The organism is Pseudomonas sp. URMO17WK12:I12 (assembly GCF_000514395.1).
Classification (GTDB): Bacteria; Pseudomonadota; Gammaproteobacteria; order Pseudomonadales; family Pseudomonadaceae; genus Aquipseudomonas; species Aquipseudomonas mucoides.
Map to the genome: position 1 here is coordinate 85044 of NZ_AZVV01000008.1, position 12886 is coordinate 97929.

The window sequence follows — 12886 nt, forward strand, 5'->3', positions numbered from 1 at the left end:
TAGTAACTTCTGTTATTAAGACATGAACAGCTCTCGGGAGAGAATCAATCCCATGAAAAAAATGAAGAGAATACTACTGGTGGGCGCTATTGCTGTCGGGTATCTGGTTGAGTACGAAATAGTCCAGGCGGAGCCAGGCACTCCCAGAATTGAAGGGTCTGTACATGTAACCGGCGCGGTGCTGGACAAGGGCTGCGATGTTCCCGGCGACAGCAAGTCGCTGAGTATCGAGTTGGGGCAGCTGGATATTTCATCCTTCGGTGGGATGGCCGGCGCAACTTCCGGCGCCGGGGTGATCGAAATTCCGCTGATCAATTGTCCGGTAATGCCTGGTGGCGTCGGGATAGTATTTGACGGGCCGGCAAATCTGTCGGATACCCGTTTATTGGCGCTGCAGGGGAAAGATGCCGCCGAGGGAGTGGGTATTGCGTTTTACGAATCCGATTCCACGACACAGATCCCGTTGTATCGGCAGTCCGAATTCAAGCCCATCGCCGAAGGACAGACCGCCATGCTCTTGCGTTATATCCTGAAGTTCAAATCGACCTCGAAGGATATGGCGGCCGGAACTGCCGAAGCGGTTGCAAACTTCGCCTTGGTCTACAACTAGAAATTCATTGTTCTACTTCTCTGGATGGGGGGTAGTGTCGGGTCGTCTGCGACAGTCACCGCTTGCGAGGTTAATCATCATGTCAAAGTTTCCTGTTGTTTCTCTTTGTGCGTTGTTGGGAGTGCTGGGCTTTTCTTCCGTTCAGGCCGCTTCCGATGGCGTGATCAATTTCGATGGCGAGATCATTGCTGGTGGCTGTGATGTTGCGCCGGGCAGTGATGCGCAAACCGTGAACATGGGTATCATGAGTGTCAAATCGTTCAAGGGTGCCGGTTCCACCGTCGGTTCGGCGCAGTTCAACATCGAACTAGCCAACTGCCATCCTTCGCTGACCAGTGTGGGGCTGGTATTCGACGGAATATCCAGCGCGGACGACGATGCCATTCTCGCCCTACAGGGTGCCAACAGTGCGCAGGGGGTAGGTATCGCTCTCTATGAAATCGATGGGACGACACTGATTCCACTGCGAATGCAGGGGCGGGCGAATATCCTCAACGGTGAGTCGGGAACCACATTGCGCTATGTCGCAAAGTATAAGGCGACCTCCGAAACGGTAACGGCTGGTAAGGCCAGTGCTGTGGTTAATTTCACCCTGGTTTATAACTAAGGTGGTTCGTTCTATATCGCGTACTTTGTGCTTTGATAGTTAATGAGGGGAATCCCTACATGCGGCTAAGGATCGCCTTCTGGGTCGGTGCTTTTTGCATTGATATAATGATTCCATCTCGAGGAAGCATGGCTCGGGTATCAACGATGCATTTTATCAATCAAGTAGGTTTTGTTATGAAAAAATTTCTCCTGGCTTCTGCTGTCATCTTCTCTGGCATGCTGGCTGCACAAAGTTATGCCGCCGCCGGCAGCATCGCCATCACCGGCACGATCATCGACAAGGGTTGTGACGTCGTTGGCGGCGCCCAAGCCATGGATCTCGACCTGGGCATGGTCGACCGCACCGCCTTCGGAGGCGTGGTGGGTGCCACCTTGGGTTCGGCGCCGCTGAAGATCTCGTTGGCTAACTGTCCGACCGGCATCGGCAGCGTGGGCGTGGTCTTCGACGGTTCGGCCGATGCCGAGAACGCCGACCTGCTTGCGCTGCAGTCTGCCGAGGGTGGCGCCAAGGGCGTGGGTATAGCATTTTACGAGTACGACAGTACCACCCAAATCAAGCTGCACCACCAGTCCGTGTACAACCCGCTGGCGGAAGGGCAGACCGACTTGGTGCTGAACTATGTCGCCAAGTACATGGCTACCTCGAAGACCGTGGTGGGTGGTAAGGCTGACGCGGTTGCCAACTTCACGCTGGTTTACAACTAATCGGTAATCCCGGCTGAGTCTTTGGTTTGGTCGGGTTTTTTGTTGTCTGGGTAAATTCGATGTAATGGGGTGGCGGTGATGAGAAGGCTATTTCCTATTCTTGCTTTTTCCTTCGCTGTATTTGCGTTTCGCGCGGCTGAGGCGGCGACAGATGATTGTCAAGTTTATGATCTTTCTATGCCGTCACCGCAGATTGAGGTTGATCTTGCGCAGGATGTATCTCAGGTCGGGGTTCAGCTGGGGGGGCCGGTTTTTAGTGGACGTCAGATAATTACAAGTGCGGGGGGCTGTCCGCATGGAGATAATTACGTGGGGATGGCTAACGCAGTGGCTGATAGAGCTGGTGTGACGTGGAAGTATCAAGGGGAAAGTTATCCGCTGTATAAAACAGGAATTGATGGGGTTGGAGTTGCCATTGGACTAAAGGCTGTTGGTTTGGGTACTGCAGACTGGACTCCGGTTGACAGTTCTAATTATTTTTGGTCTTCAGAAAATAGTTATGACGATCCTGGTTGGTTGGAGGTGATGCTCATATATGTCTCGACTGGCCCGATAAAGCCCGGCACCTATGCCTTTCCTCAGACCAATTTGCTGAACTTGAGATATGCGCATCTCAGGACTCCATATATTGAGTATGATAGTGGCTATATGTATATTGGTGCGGGCAGCGTAACCCATGAAGGGCTCGGGTGCGATTTGGTCGACAGTGAGATCGATGTCAATCTTCATCAGGTAAGTGCGAGTGAATATTTAAAAGGTGTCGGCAGCGTTTCCCCGGCGGAGCATTTCTCCATACCTTTGCAATGCAATGGGGAAGTTGCAATCGACATGACGGTCAGCAGTTCTGGCGCTGCCGATGCCAGCAAGGGATTATTGAGAGTGGATTCGGGCGGGGCTTCGGGAGTGGCCATTCAGCTCTTGCAAGCGGATGGTGTGACCATCATGCCGTTGGGTGAGGAAGTTCGAATAATTCCCCAGGCCACGCTGGGGCAAAATACTATAAATATGGCGGCGCGCTATTATCAGAATGCAAGCAAGGTAGTGGTGGGTAAGGCTAAAGGTACTGCTCAATTTACACTTAAATATCGATAGTTAAGGCGGCGCGCTAGAGAGTTGCGCAGATAATTATTATATTAATATATGTAATTGTTTCTTGGGGTGGACCTGTTGGCGGTCCGTCGCTGTGTGCTTTTTAGGGAGATAAGGGAATCCCTACAAATCTACAATACATCCCTGATATGTTGTTGGATGGTAATTTTTTATATTTCTCTCAAATGAACTTCCTTCCATCGCCAGATGGGTTCTTTTGAGGGTAAATGTCGTGAAACATGTATTCATAGCGGCTTGTCTGTTGCTTGTCTCTTCCCTGCAAGTTGCCCACGCCGGTGTCGTCGTCGGCGGCACTCGCTTGGTTTTCAAGGGGGCGGTGAAGGACACTTCCATCGGTCTGGAAAATACCGACAAGAGCGCCTTCCTGGTCCAAGCCTGGGTCGAGGACGAGAAGGGCGGCGATGCCCAGTCGGTGTTTCTGGTGACGCCGCCGCTGTTCAAGATGGCTCCCGAGTCGGCCAGTCTATTGCGGGTGATCAAGATCGGCAACCTGCCGGAAGACCGCGAATCGCTGTTCTGGCTCAACGTGCGCTCCATTCCATCGGTCAAGTCTGGCGTCGATGCCAACCAACTGACCCTCTCCGTGCAATCGCGGATGAAGCTGATCTACCGGCCGCAGGCGCTGCTCGCCAACACCGTGGATGCCATGGCGGCCGGCTTGCAATGGCACTGCCGCGGCGCCAGCCTCGGCGTCAGCAACCCGACCAAGTACTACATGAATTTCGCCTCGGTGAAGGTCAGCGGCGTGGAGATCAAGACGCCCGGGTGGGTCGCGCCCGGTGAATCTAAGACCTTCGCCGGCGCGGTTTCCGGCACCGCCTGTGAGGTGAAATGGCAGGTCATCAACGACTACGGTTCGGCCGGCCAAGTCCATGCCAACACTGCGTTGAAAGGTAACGGATAATGGGCCTCGTGCGTCTCGGTCTCGTCAGCGTTGCCGGAGGGACGGCGCTGCTCATCATGGTGGGAGTGGGGCCCGTTCGCGCTGAGGAATACTTCGATCCGGCCATGCTGAACAGTGGCGGAGGCGCACCAGCGGTCACCGATCTGTCGGTATTCCAGGGGCAGGCCGGGCAGTTGCCTGGCATCTATCGCGTCGATGTCTATGTCAACGGCAAGGCCGTGGACAAGCGCGATATCCGCTTCGAGCCGACCGAAGGCCAGGTACTGCAGCCCTGCCTGTCGCTGGAGATGCTCGACAAGTGGGGCGTCGACTTGTCGCTCATACAGGGCGTGGGGCAGCTGTCCAAATGCCTGAGCATCGATGCCGTGCCGCAGGCCACCACCGAATTCGTGTTCGCCTCCCAGCGCCTCAATGTCAGCGTGCCGCAGGCCTCCATGGTCAAGCAGGCGCGCGGCAGCGTATCGCCCTCACTGTGGGACCAGGGCGAGAACGCCGCCTTCCTCAACTATGGCTTCAGCGGCTTGAACAGCAGCTCGCGCAAGGGTGGCGGCAATTCGTCCTCGCAGAGCCTGTCGCTGCTGCCAGGGGTAAATATCGGCGGCTGGCGCATCCGCAACTTCACTTCGGTGAACAAATCCTCGAGCAGCGCCGACATGCAGATTGAGTCGGTCTACAATTACGCCAAGCGCGTGTTCCCGAGCATCGGCTCGGAACTGACCGTCGGCGCGGCCACCACGTCCTCCGAGGTGTTCGACTCGGTGCCCTTCATGGGCTTCCAGCTCGGCACCGACGAGGACATGCTGCCGGAGAGTCAGCGCGGCTATGCGCCCATCGTACGCGGCATCGCCCGCACGGCCGCGCTAGTGACTGTGCGGCAGAACGGCTATGTAGTCTACAAAGACAGCGTCTCCCCCGGCCCGTTCGAGATCAGCGACCTCTACGCCACCGGCGGCAACGGTGATCTGATGGTGACCGTAGAAGAGAGCGACGGCACCCAGCAGGAATTCATCGTGCCGTTCTCCAGCCTGGCGATCATGCGTCGCGAAGGCGCCTTCAGCTACAGCGTGGCCGCCGGCGACTACCGGCCGTCGAGCGACGACGTGGAGAAGCGCAAGGTCGTGCAGGCCACCGCCATAAAGGGCCTGGCCCATGGCACGACCGTCTATGGCGGTTTCCAAGCCGCCGACGTATATCACTCCGTCGCCGCCGGCCTCGGCCTGAACATGGGTGACTGGGGGGCTGTTTCTGCCGATATCACCCAGGCCTGGTCGCAGGCCTTCAACGAGGAGAAGACCGGCGGGCAGTCGGCACGTATTCGCTACAACAAGAACTTCGTCGACTCCGGCACCGACTTTGCCCTGGCCGCCTATCGCTATTCCACTGAGGGCTACGCCGGCATGACCGAGGTGCTCGACACCTACACCGACGGCGGCTCGGGCTACCTGAACCGGCGCAAGAGCCGCTTCGAGGTGTCGATGAACCAGTCGCTGTCGCCGGAACTGGGAGCGCTGAACATGAGCCTTTACAGTGAGGACTACTGGGGCAACGGGCGTAAGGACCAGTCGGTTTCGGTCGGCTACAGCAACTTCTGGAAGGACGTCAGCTTCAGCGTCGACTACAGTCACACCCGCTCGATCACCCAGGATGAACAGGAAAGCGACGTCAGCACCGACAATGCGTTGTCGGTGAGCGTGAGCATTCCGTTCGACGGCTTCTTCAGCTCCTACAGCTATGCCACTAGCAAGAGCGGCAGCGCCAGCCACCGGGTCAACCTATCTGGCCATGCGCTGCAGGACAAAAACCTGTCGTGGTCGGCGCAGCAGGGCTATACCGAATCCGGCGGTGGCAACGATGGCAGCCTCAATGCGCGCTACATGAGCGGGGCCGGCGAGTTCGCGGCTGGCTACACCTACAACGACTCGAGCACCCAGATAAACTACAGCGCCCGCGGCGGCGTGTTGCTACATGGCGATGGCGTCACCGTCGGCCAGTACATGGGTGAGACCCCGGCACTGGTCGATGCCGGAGGTGCGGCGGGGGTGAAGGTCCAGGGTCAGTCGGGCGTCTACACTGACTCCCGCGGCTACGCCATTGTCCCCTACACCACGCCTTACCGGAAGAACTCGGTCGGCCTGTCCGTCGAGGCGGCTCCGGAGGACGTGGAAATGGTCGACTCGGTGAAAGACGTGGTGCCGACCCGTGGCGCCCTGACCCGCGCCAAGTTCGTCTCGCGCATCGGCCGCCGCGCACTGATTTCGCTGAAGAACCAGCTCGGCTTCGTGCCCTTCGGCGCCCGCGTGGATATCGAGGGCGAGCCGATCAATCCGGACAACATCGTCGGCAACAAGGGCCAGATCTACCTGACCGGCCTCCAGCCCACCGGCGTGCTCAAGGTCTCCTGGGGCGAGGGCGCGGGCAACAGCTGCAAGGCCAAGTACGAGCTGCCCGAAGACAAGAACGGCACCGGCATCGTCAACACGTCGGCCAAGTGTGAGTGAGGTGAAGAAAGATGCGAAAGCTGGCTTGTCTGCTGTTCTGCCTGAGCGGCCTGGGCCCGCTGCTGGCCCAGGCCGATGTGCAACTGGGCGCGACCCGGGTGATCTTCGCCGAGGGCAAGCGCGAGGCGGGCTTGCGGGTGCGCGACCGCACGACGGGCTCGCCGCCGCACCTGATCCAGTCGTGGATCACCGACGCGGCGGAGCGGGAAACGGATCTGTTGACCGTGGTGCCGCCGCTGTTCCGCCTGGACTCGGGCGTCAGTCGCACGCTGCGCATCATCAAGGCGCCGGGGGCATTGGCAAAGGACCGCGAGACGCTGTTCTGGCTGAACGTGAAGGTCATCCCTCCCTCGGAGAAGGACGCGGAGGATGTGCTCAAGACGGTGGTGGTATTCCAGCTGAAGCTGATCTGCCGGCCTGCGGCGCTGAAGCCGGAACAGGCAGCCAAGGCCTACCGCAGCCTCGCCTTCGATCGCGGCACGATGGGGCAGCTGAAGGTGAACAACCCGACGCCGTTCTACGTCTCGCTGGCGTACCTGAAGGTGAATGGGGTTGATATCCCGGAAGCGGCGCTGCTGGCCCCGCATGAAACCGCGAGTTATCCGATCGCCGCAACAGAGCCACGCAAGGTGGCCTGGGTCGCCGTGGACGACTTCGGCGTCATGACCGAGGAAGCGAGTTTTTCCTTCTGACGATCCTGGCCTCATCAGCTTTCGGTGGGTGCCGGGCGTCATCCTGTGGACTTTCCGTAGACCGGGAAAGCGCCTGAACAGCGCCATTTTTCCGCAAGGTTGAAATTCTAATGAGCAAGTTAGTAGTCACTGTTCTGCTTTTGTTTTCCGTATGGCAGACGGCTTGAAGTGCATGTAGACACGGATTGTGATCTGAAGAATTTATATGTGGTGCCGCCCGACGCAGAAACTGTCGAGCAGCCCGAAGACCACTGGAGTGCAGATATCACCATCTCGACCAACTCGAAACCCTCCGTGGAGGGGAAGATGTTCCAGTGTGATATCGGGGCGAATCGTCTCATGCGAGGGCGATGCTTCAGGCTCCGGTTCGACCTGGTCCTATGGTGGCCGGATTTATACCGACTTCCGCTTTTCAGTGTTGGGCATTGGCTATGCCATTGCGATGAGGGGCCCGAAGGCGAGTTCATATACCCCTGTGAATACGACGGGCTGGATCCAGATTTCCCCCTGCGGCGAACTGCAAAACTAAACCTGATCGCTCGGGCTCGATGTGCTGGTGTGGTATGTGGCGGCCGCCGAATTGAAGCTGGGGTTCTATCAACTGCCGAAGGAGCAACTGCTTGAATACAATGCGGATCGATGATGGCCTTGTTGCAGGGCGACCGGAAGATTTCTACATCTGCGTCTACGTAGGCGCCAACGCACTTACCCTTTCAGCAAGGTCCTGTACCTTGCTGGAGCCAGAAGTAAGTGTGGATCTGAGACGCGTTGATACGAGCAGTCTGGCAGGTGTGGGGAGCGTCGACCCCAATGTAGGTTTCACCATTGCGCTGAACTGCGATAGCGATATGGCGGTAGAAATGGTCGTGGATACCGTCAATGTTCAGGATGCCGCTGCCGGGATATTGAACCTGTCTTCAAGGTGTCGGGGTGTAGATGCACCCGCCCGATAACACTACGCCTGTTTACCTGGGGCAGCCGATGAGGCTGATTGCAATCACTCCCGAGGGGCGCAACGACCTGAATCTGGGAGGCGTTACATTCAGATTGGCGACCAGGTTGTCCCTGGGCGAGCGAGTGCGATGGCCCAGTTCGTTCTGAAATATCGCTAATTAGGCGAATAGCCAGCGCTCTGCGTCGCCATAGCCTGCGTCGGCGGCCGGCTGGGCGTCTTCCGGCCAATACACGGGGCGCATGTGCGCCTTTGTTTATTAGGGTGACCAAAGCCGGCCATGGATTTGGACGTGGCGCGCGAAGTAGCGGGGCGGTCGTCTAGGTTCAAAGGGCAATGAAGCGCCAGCGTTGGCCGAGGATTGGCTGCCCTGAGCGGCGCGCCCTTGGCGCTGGCCGGAATACCCTGCGGCGGAAAAGAAAACCGGCCCGCGAAGGGGCCGGTCGGTAGTGCTCGGGTCAGGCAGAGGCCCGCGGTCGTTACAACGGTTTGGTCGAGCAGCCCTGAGCCTGCGCCTTGCCGTCGAAACGTGCCTGGGTCCAGTCCATCAGCGGCTGCTCCAGCGGGGTTCCCGGGCGTACGATAGTGCCGTGGTCACGTTCGGCGACGGTCCAGTACTCCAGGCGCTGGCTGGCCTTGCAGCGTTCGTCGACGTAGCGCTGGGTGATCGACGGCAGCACCACCGGGTCGGCGAGGCCCTGGATGATCAGTTCCGGCATGGGGATCGGCTGGTTGGCAGTGTTCTGCTCCAGCCGGGCCGCAAGGGCCTTGTCCGCCGGCAGGTTCAGCGACGGACCTTCGAAGGTCGTGGTGAGCGCCTGGATACGCTGTGGATCCTGCGGTGGGAAGAAGCCGCAGAGCCCGGCGATCTCATGGGCGGCGACGCGCGCCTCGGGGCGGATTGCCTGGTCGAATTTGACGTCCGGGTAGAAGCGGCTGTAGGCCTGGGCGATGTACGGGCCGAGACGTTTGTTCACCGCAACGTTGTTTTCCAGGATGTCCTTCATGTTCGCCGCCGGGGCGATGCCGACCACGCCCAGCACCTTCACGTCTGGTGCGTAGCGCGGCGCGACTATGCCGGTCCAGAGCGCCGAGTGGCCGCCCTGCGAGTGGCCCCAGACCACGGTGCGCTCGTCCAGGCTCAATTCGGGCATCTGCCGTGCCGCCCGGGTGGCGTCGAGGGCCGCGCGGGCTTCGCCTTCGCCGATGATGTAGGGGTGCGGGCCGCCTTTTTCGGTGAACGAATAGTCGGTCGCCACCACGACCCAGCCGGCCTTGACGATCTTGTCGCGGGCGGGAATGCCCTCAGTCGGCACCGAGATCAGTGACGGCATGCAGCGTTGCACCAGGCCTGTAGTGCCGTGTTCCCAAGTGATCACCGGGCGCGGTCCGGCCGGCATCTCGGTCGGCGCGAAGACGGTCGCCACGGCGGTGGCCGGGGTGTGGTCGTCCACCGAGGTGCTGTACTGGATGCGCCAGCCGCGCATGCCGGCGGGAAGGCTTGCTTCGGCCAGGGGCTCGCTGCGCAGCAACACGCCGGGTTTGGCGGGTGGGTTGGCGGGCGGATCGTAGAAGCTGTCCGGTGCGCGCACCTCGACGGCCGGCGCCGTCGCGGCCAGCGTCTGCGGCGATGTGGACGCAGCAGCGATCAATAGGGAGGCCTGCAGCATGGCAAGGCTCAACAAGCGTATGGAGTGGGGCATGGAGTACCTCGGTCGTGTGAAGATCCAGGGATCACGAAAGGGCCTTGCGCAGTGGATTCGCAGCCTGGCCAGCCTCCCAGGGGAGGGAAATTCAACTGGCGGTGGCGGGTGCGCTTCTATGCAGGCACCAGTCTATCTGGCAATCGGAACAGGGTTTTCTGATCTTGCACCGATAGCAGTAAAAAACGATTAAACGCGCCGCGAATTCGCGGGCTGGCCGCGACGGACGGCCACCGCGCAGTGGTCACAGTGCCGCTCCCTTGGCCATCTGCGCTAACCGCTTCTCCCACATGTGCTGATGTTCGATACAGCGCTCTGCGATCGGCTGTGACAGCAGGCGCGCCAGGCCAATAGGTTCGTCACAGATGATGCACCAGCCAAAGTCCTTGCTCACGATTCGCTCACGGGCTTTGCGAATAGCACTCAGGTTGTTCTGGTCATGGTCTATCTGGCGCAGGATTTCAATGCGTGTTTCTTCCAGTACTGCAAGATCGACGGGGTCGGCCGACGACCCGAGCTCCAGAATGAGCGTTCGCGCTTCGGCGACACGGTCTTCCAGTTGTTCTTGCTGATCAGCAAGCATGGTCCAGTAGATCTTGAGCTGGTCCGGGTTCATGTACTCGTTACTCAACACTTGTAAATCCCTTCTCTCGGATATTCGATGCGTGACATTTAATGGCGGAGCTCCCCGTGGAATCGCCGCGCTGCGGGAGATAAGTTCTCGATTAATCACGGTCAATGATGTTCTGGTGCTCTTGGGTCTTGATCTTGCCGTGCACTTCTTCACGGTATATACGGACGTCCTTTGGCGCTGTGATTGCTAGCGTGATCTCCCCGTTCTGCATCCCGGTGACGGTCACCCGTATGCTGTCAATTCGGAACTCCTCGTTGATCTTTCGCGTAAATACAAGCATCTAATGCTCCGTAATCATTACCAACAGAACGTAACTTGCACCGTACGTGAACGCGTCAAGGGCACACGTCGGTATCCCCGCACAAAGTTACGTTATGGTCAGTTCAATTTTTATATAAGACTCGAGTCTGCACTCGCGTAGAACGGTGCGCGAAACTATTAGAAATTCGCGCCGATATGTCCCAGGGTGAAGTTCAGAAAGGTCTTGCTGCACCCTCTGCCGGTAACGGCAAGAAAACAGCTCGCCGAATAACGGCTCGAGAGGCCACCCACCGGCGGCAGAAGTTTACCGTGGGGCGTGGAGCAGGCTTTCCGCAAGCTCGAGTAAGAAAATCCTTAATGCAGCACTACGGTCAGGGCTCGCCCTCTGCCGACAACTCTGTCGGTACACGCCCTGTTAGCCACTAACACATGCACAGGTACAAATGTGGCACATGGAGGTGCGTGGGAAGCCTGCAGGCCCCGATATTGCTGCACTGCAGAGACTCTCACTTCGGGCATAAACAAAAACGCCGACCATTCCATGGTCGGCGTGGCCTTGCCATGACGGTCAAGGCCGGTTTCCCCTCTGTTACACAAGGATCAGCCGAGCTTGATCAGCTTCGGCCCCTCCCAACGCAACTCTTTCATCAGGCCACGGGGCTCATAAGCGCGCACCATCAGCCAGAAAATATCGCCTCTTTTGACCGGCAACCAATTGGAACGCTTGTCCTCTCCCGGGTCTTCGGCCTGGACATAAATGTCCAGACTGCCATCGCCGCCATACTTCAGGCTGGTCGTGCGATCACCAATGGCGTATCGATTGATCGGATTGTCGATCACCGTGTATTTGCTGTTGTACGCATGCAGCGACCAGAACGCCTCGGCATCGGGAATCTGGTCAGCCGGGAAATGCAGGCTGTAGCGTGAGTCGCCATTGAGGAGGGCGCCGGAGTCATCCATTTGCAGTAAGTGATAAGGGTTCTCGGTCACCGGCAATGCAATGGTGCCGGCCAATGCCACCGAAGCGCGATAGAGATAGTCGCTGTCGGTGTAGTAGCCCAGGCTGGGTTTCGGTAAGGTCCAACCGTTGGCCGTGTGCTGCCCGGCGAGCGCCCGCGAAGCCTTGATCACTGCCTGGCGTCCATCCTGTTCGGCACGTTTGAGACCTTTCTGGACTTCTGGGGTGAGCTGTTCGAAGCCGTGCTGCCCTGGAGCCAATCCCAGGCGGGTAAAACGGTTGGCGACGGCAGCATCTTCTTTCGAAACTGCGCACTCCTGCCACATGTCCTGCAGAACCTTGAAATCGGCCAGCGGATCTTCCGCCGGCAGGGGAGGCCTGGAGAGTTCGGCAGCCACGCCGGGAACGGCGTCCCGGCCGGCGAGGAAATCCGACAGAGGCGCGACGACAAAGCGTTTCTGATAGTCGATGGCCTTCAGGCGGTCGTCGTTATTGGCGAAGAACATACGCAGGACATTGAATGTCTGCGGGATTTTCGCTCTGAGCACAAGATCGATGCCAACAGGCAGCAGCCCGTTCCAGTCGGGACCGACCACTGCTACGCGCCCGCCTTTGGAAAAGCTGCGGCGGCTGGGTAGGCCGAAGGTCGACCCGAAAAAGTCGCAGAACTGCATGCTCCAATAGCGATCGTCCATTTGCGGAATGGTAACGATGTAAGGCTGCGCACGCAGATCCAGCCACAAGGTTGAGTACAGCGTATCGGTTTGCGGAGCTCCGGGGATTTCAGGCGTCACGGGTACATTGCGATGTAGCCACTGCCCCCGGTTTTGTCGGATCTTCATCATCGGATCGCCTTCCATCATGCGCGTGTAGCGCAGGCGGGCGAAGTAAATCAATGGATAGCCATACACGTAGGCTTGCATGCCAAGCTGATAGGCCGCGTCCTCATCCAATGTCAGGGCGTTTGCCCAAAGATTCGCAGCGGGCAGGCTGGCCGAGACACCCGTTGCCCCCAGGACCGCCAGCGCCTTGAGCATGTCGCGCCGGCAGAACATGCTCGGATTGAGGTTCATCCAGTTACTCGAATCCATCTTGCCCTCCACAGAAAATCAATAGGTTCGTTCCGTCCGCTCACAAGTGGGCGTCGGCTGAATTAAGTGGATGGTTGTGGTTGGGAATGGCGCGAAGGCGTGCCGGTCCCACCTGAGGGCAGCAAGTTGATTTATGCTTCATTTCCTTGATTCACCTGT

12 protein-coding genes are annotated in these 12886 nt (G+C 58.6%); 8 read left to right on the top strand and 4 right to left on the bottom strand.

The window, feature by feature from the left end; genetic code table 11:
• Positions 1 to 52 precede the first annotated feature (52 nt).
• The 8 genes from D882_RS1000000131640 (at position 53) to D882_RS0111280 (ending at position 8081) form a co-directional block, all read left to right on the top strand.
• The gene (locus D882_RS1000000131640; RefSeq protein ID WP_177327604.1) at positions 53 to 610 is read left to right on the top strand and encodes a fimbrial protein; all 558 of its coding nucleotides are present in this window, start codon (positions 53 to 55) and stop codon (positions 608 to 610) included.
• A 79-nt stretch (positions 611 to 689) separates the two neighbouring features.
• The gene (locus D882_RS0111250; RefSeq protein ID WP_027923331.1) at positions 690 to 1217 is read left to right on the top strand and encodes a fimbrial protein; all 528 of its coding nucleotides are present in this window, start codon (positions 690 to 692) and stop codon (positions 1215 to 1217) included.
• A 176-nt stretch (positions 1218 to 1393) separates the two neighbouring features.
• Positions 1394 to 1924: a fimbrial protein gene (locus D882_RS0111255; RefSeq protein ID WP_177327605.1), complete on the top strand. Its 531-nt coding sequence runs from the start codon at positions 1394 to 1396 to the stop codon at positions 1922 to 1924.
• Between the two features lie 78 nt (positions 1925 to 2002).
• Positions 2003 to 3016 (top strand): fimbrial protein, encoded by a 1014-nt coding sequence (locus tag D882_RS0111260; protein WP_027923333.1) that lies wholly within the window; start codon positions 2003 to 2005, stop codon positions 3014 to 3016.
• 259 nt (positions 3017 to 3275) lie between these two features.
• Positions 3276 to 3938, top strand: coding sequence for a molecular chaperone (locus D882_RS0111265; protein ID WP_050590178.1), 663 nt, complete (start codon positions 3276 to 3278; stop codon positions 3936 to 3938).
• Complete coding sequence (locus D882_RS0111270) at positions 3938 to 6436, top strand: fimbria/pilus outer membrane usher protein (RefSeq protein ID WP_032833498.1); 2499 nt, start codon at positions 3938 to 3940, stop codon at positions 6434 to 6436. The genes D882_RS0111265 and D882_RS0111270 overlap by 1 nt, the downstream gene beginning before the upstream one ends.
• Positions 6437 to 6447: 11 nt before the next feature.
• Positions 6448 to 7128: a molecular chaperone gene (locus D882_RS0111275; RefSeq protein WP_027923336.1), complete on the top strand. Its 681-nt coding sequence runs from the start codon at positions 6448 to 6450 to the stop codon at positions 7126 to 7128.
• A 620-nt stretch (positions 7129 to 7748) separates the two neighbouring features.
• On the top strand, positions 7749 to 8081 hold the full coding sequence (locus tag D882_RS0111280; protein ID WP_155953723.1) for a hypothetical protein: 333 nt from the start codon (positions 7749 to 7751) through the stop codon (positions 8079 to 8081).
• A 478-nt stretch (positions 8082 to 8559) separates the two neighbouring features.
• On the opposite strand, the gene D882_RS01000000131020 is transcribed toward D882_RS0111280, so the two are convergent.
• The 4 genes from D882_RS01000000131020 to D882_RS0111305 all read right to left on the bottom strand — a co-directional run bounded on the left by D882_RS01000000131020 (position 8560) and on the right by D882_RS0111305 (position 12673).
• On the bottom strand, positions 8560 to 9783 hold the full coding sequence (locus tag D882_RS01000000131020) for a lipase family protein (RefSeq protein WP_081743942.1): 1224 nt from the start codon (positions 9781 to 9783) through the stop codon (positions 8560 to 8562).
• Between the two features lie 244 nt (positions 9784 to 10027).
• Complete coding sequence (locus D882_RS0111295) at positions 10028 to 10399, bottom strand: TraR/DksA C4-type zinc finger protein (protein WP_027923339.1); 372 nt, start codon at positions 10397 to 10399, stop codon at positions 10028 to 10030.
• A gap of 109 nt (positions 10400 to 10508) precedes the next feature.
• Positions 10509 to 10697: a carbon storage regulator gene (locus D882_RS0111300; RefSeq protein ID WP_027923340.1), complete on the bottom strand. Its 189-nt coding sequence runs from the start codon at positions 10695 to 10697 to the stop codon at positions 10509 to 10511.
• 581 nt (positions 10698 to 11278) lie between these two features.
• Entirely contained in the window at positions 11279 to 12673 is a 1395-nt protein-coding gene (locus D882_RS0111305) for a DUF1254 domain-containing protein (protein ID WP_177327606.1), read from the bottom strand.
• Between the last annotated feature and the right edge of the window lie 213 nt (positions 12674 to 12886).

Bases quoted from the DNA above. Each gene is read 5' to 3' on its own strand.
- D882_RS0111250 (WP_027923331.1), top strand. From the start codon at position 690: ATGTCAAAGTTTCCTGTTGTTTCTCTTTGTGCGTTGTTGGGAGTGCTG.
- D882_RS0111295 (WP_027923339.1), bottom strand. From the start codon at position 10,399: ATGAACCCGGACCAGCTCAAGATCTACTGGACCATGCTTGCTGATCAG.
- D882_RS1000000131640 (WP_177327604.1), top strand. From the start codon at position 53: ATGAAAAAAATGAAGAGAATACTACTGGTGGGCGCTATTGCTGTCGGG.
- D882_RS01000000131020 (WP_081743942.1), bottom strand. From the start codon at position 9,783: ATGCCCCACTCCATACGCTTGTTGAGCCTTGCCATGCTGCAGGCCTCC.
- D882_RS0111255 (WP_177327605.1), top strand. From the start codon at position 1,394: ATGAAAAAATTTCTCCTGGCTTCTGCTGTCATCTTCTCTGGCATGCTG.
- D882_RS0111305 (WP_177327606.1), bottom strand. From the start codon at position 12,673: ATGCTCAAGGCGCTGGCGGTCCTGGGGGCAACGGGTGTCTCGGCCAGC.
- D882_RS0111260 (WP_027923333.1), top strand. From the start codon at position 2,003: ATGAGAAGGCTATTTCCTATTCTTGCTTTTTCCTTCGCTGTATTTGCG.
- D882_RS0111270 (WP_032833498.1), top strand. From the start codon at position 3,938: ATGGGCCTCGTGCGTCTCGGTCTCGTCAGCGTTGCCGGAGGGACGGCG.
- D882_RS0111275 (WP_027923336.1), top strand. From the start codon at position 6,448: ATGCGAAAGCTGGCTTGTCTGCTGTTCTGCCTGAGCGGCCTGGGCCCG.
- D882_RS0111300 (WP_027923340.1), bottom strand. From the start codon at position 10,697: ATGCTTGTATTTACGCGAAAGATCAACGAGGAGTTCCGAATTGACAGC.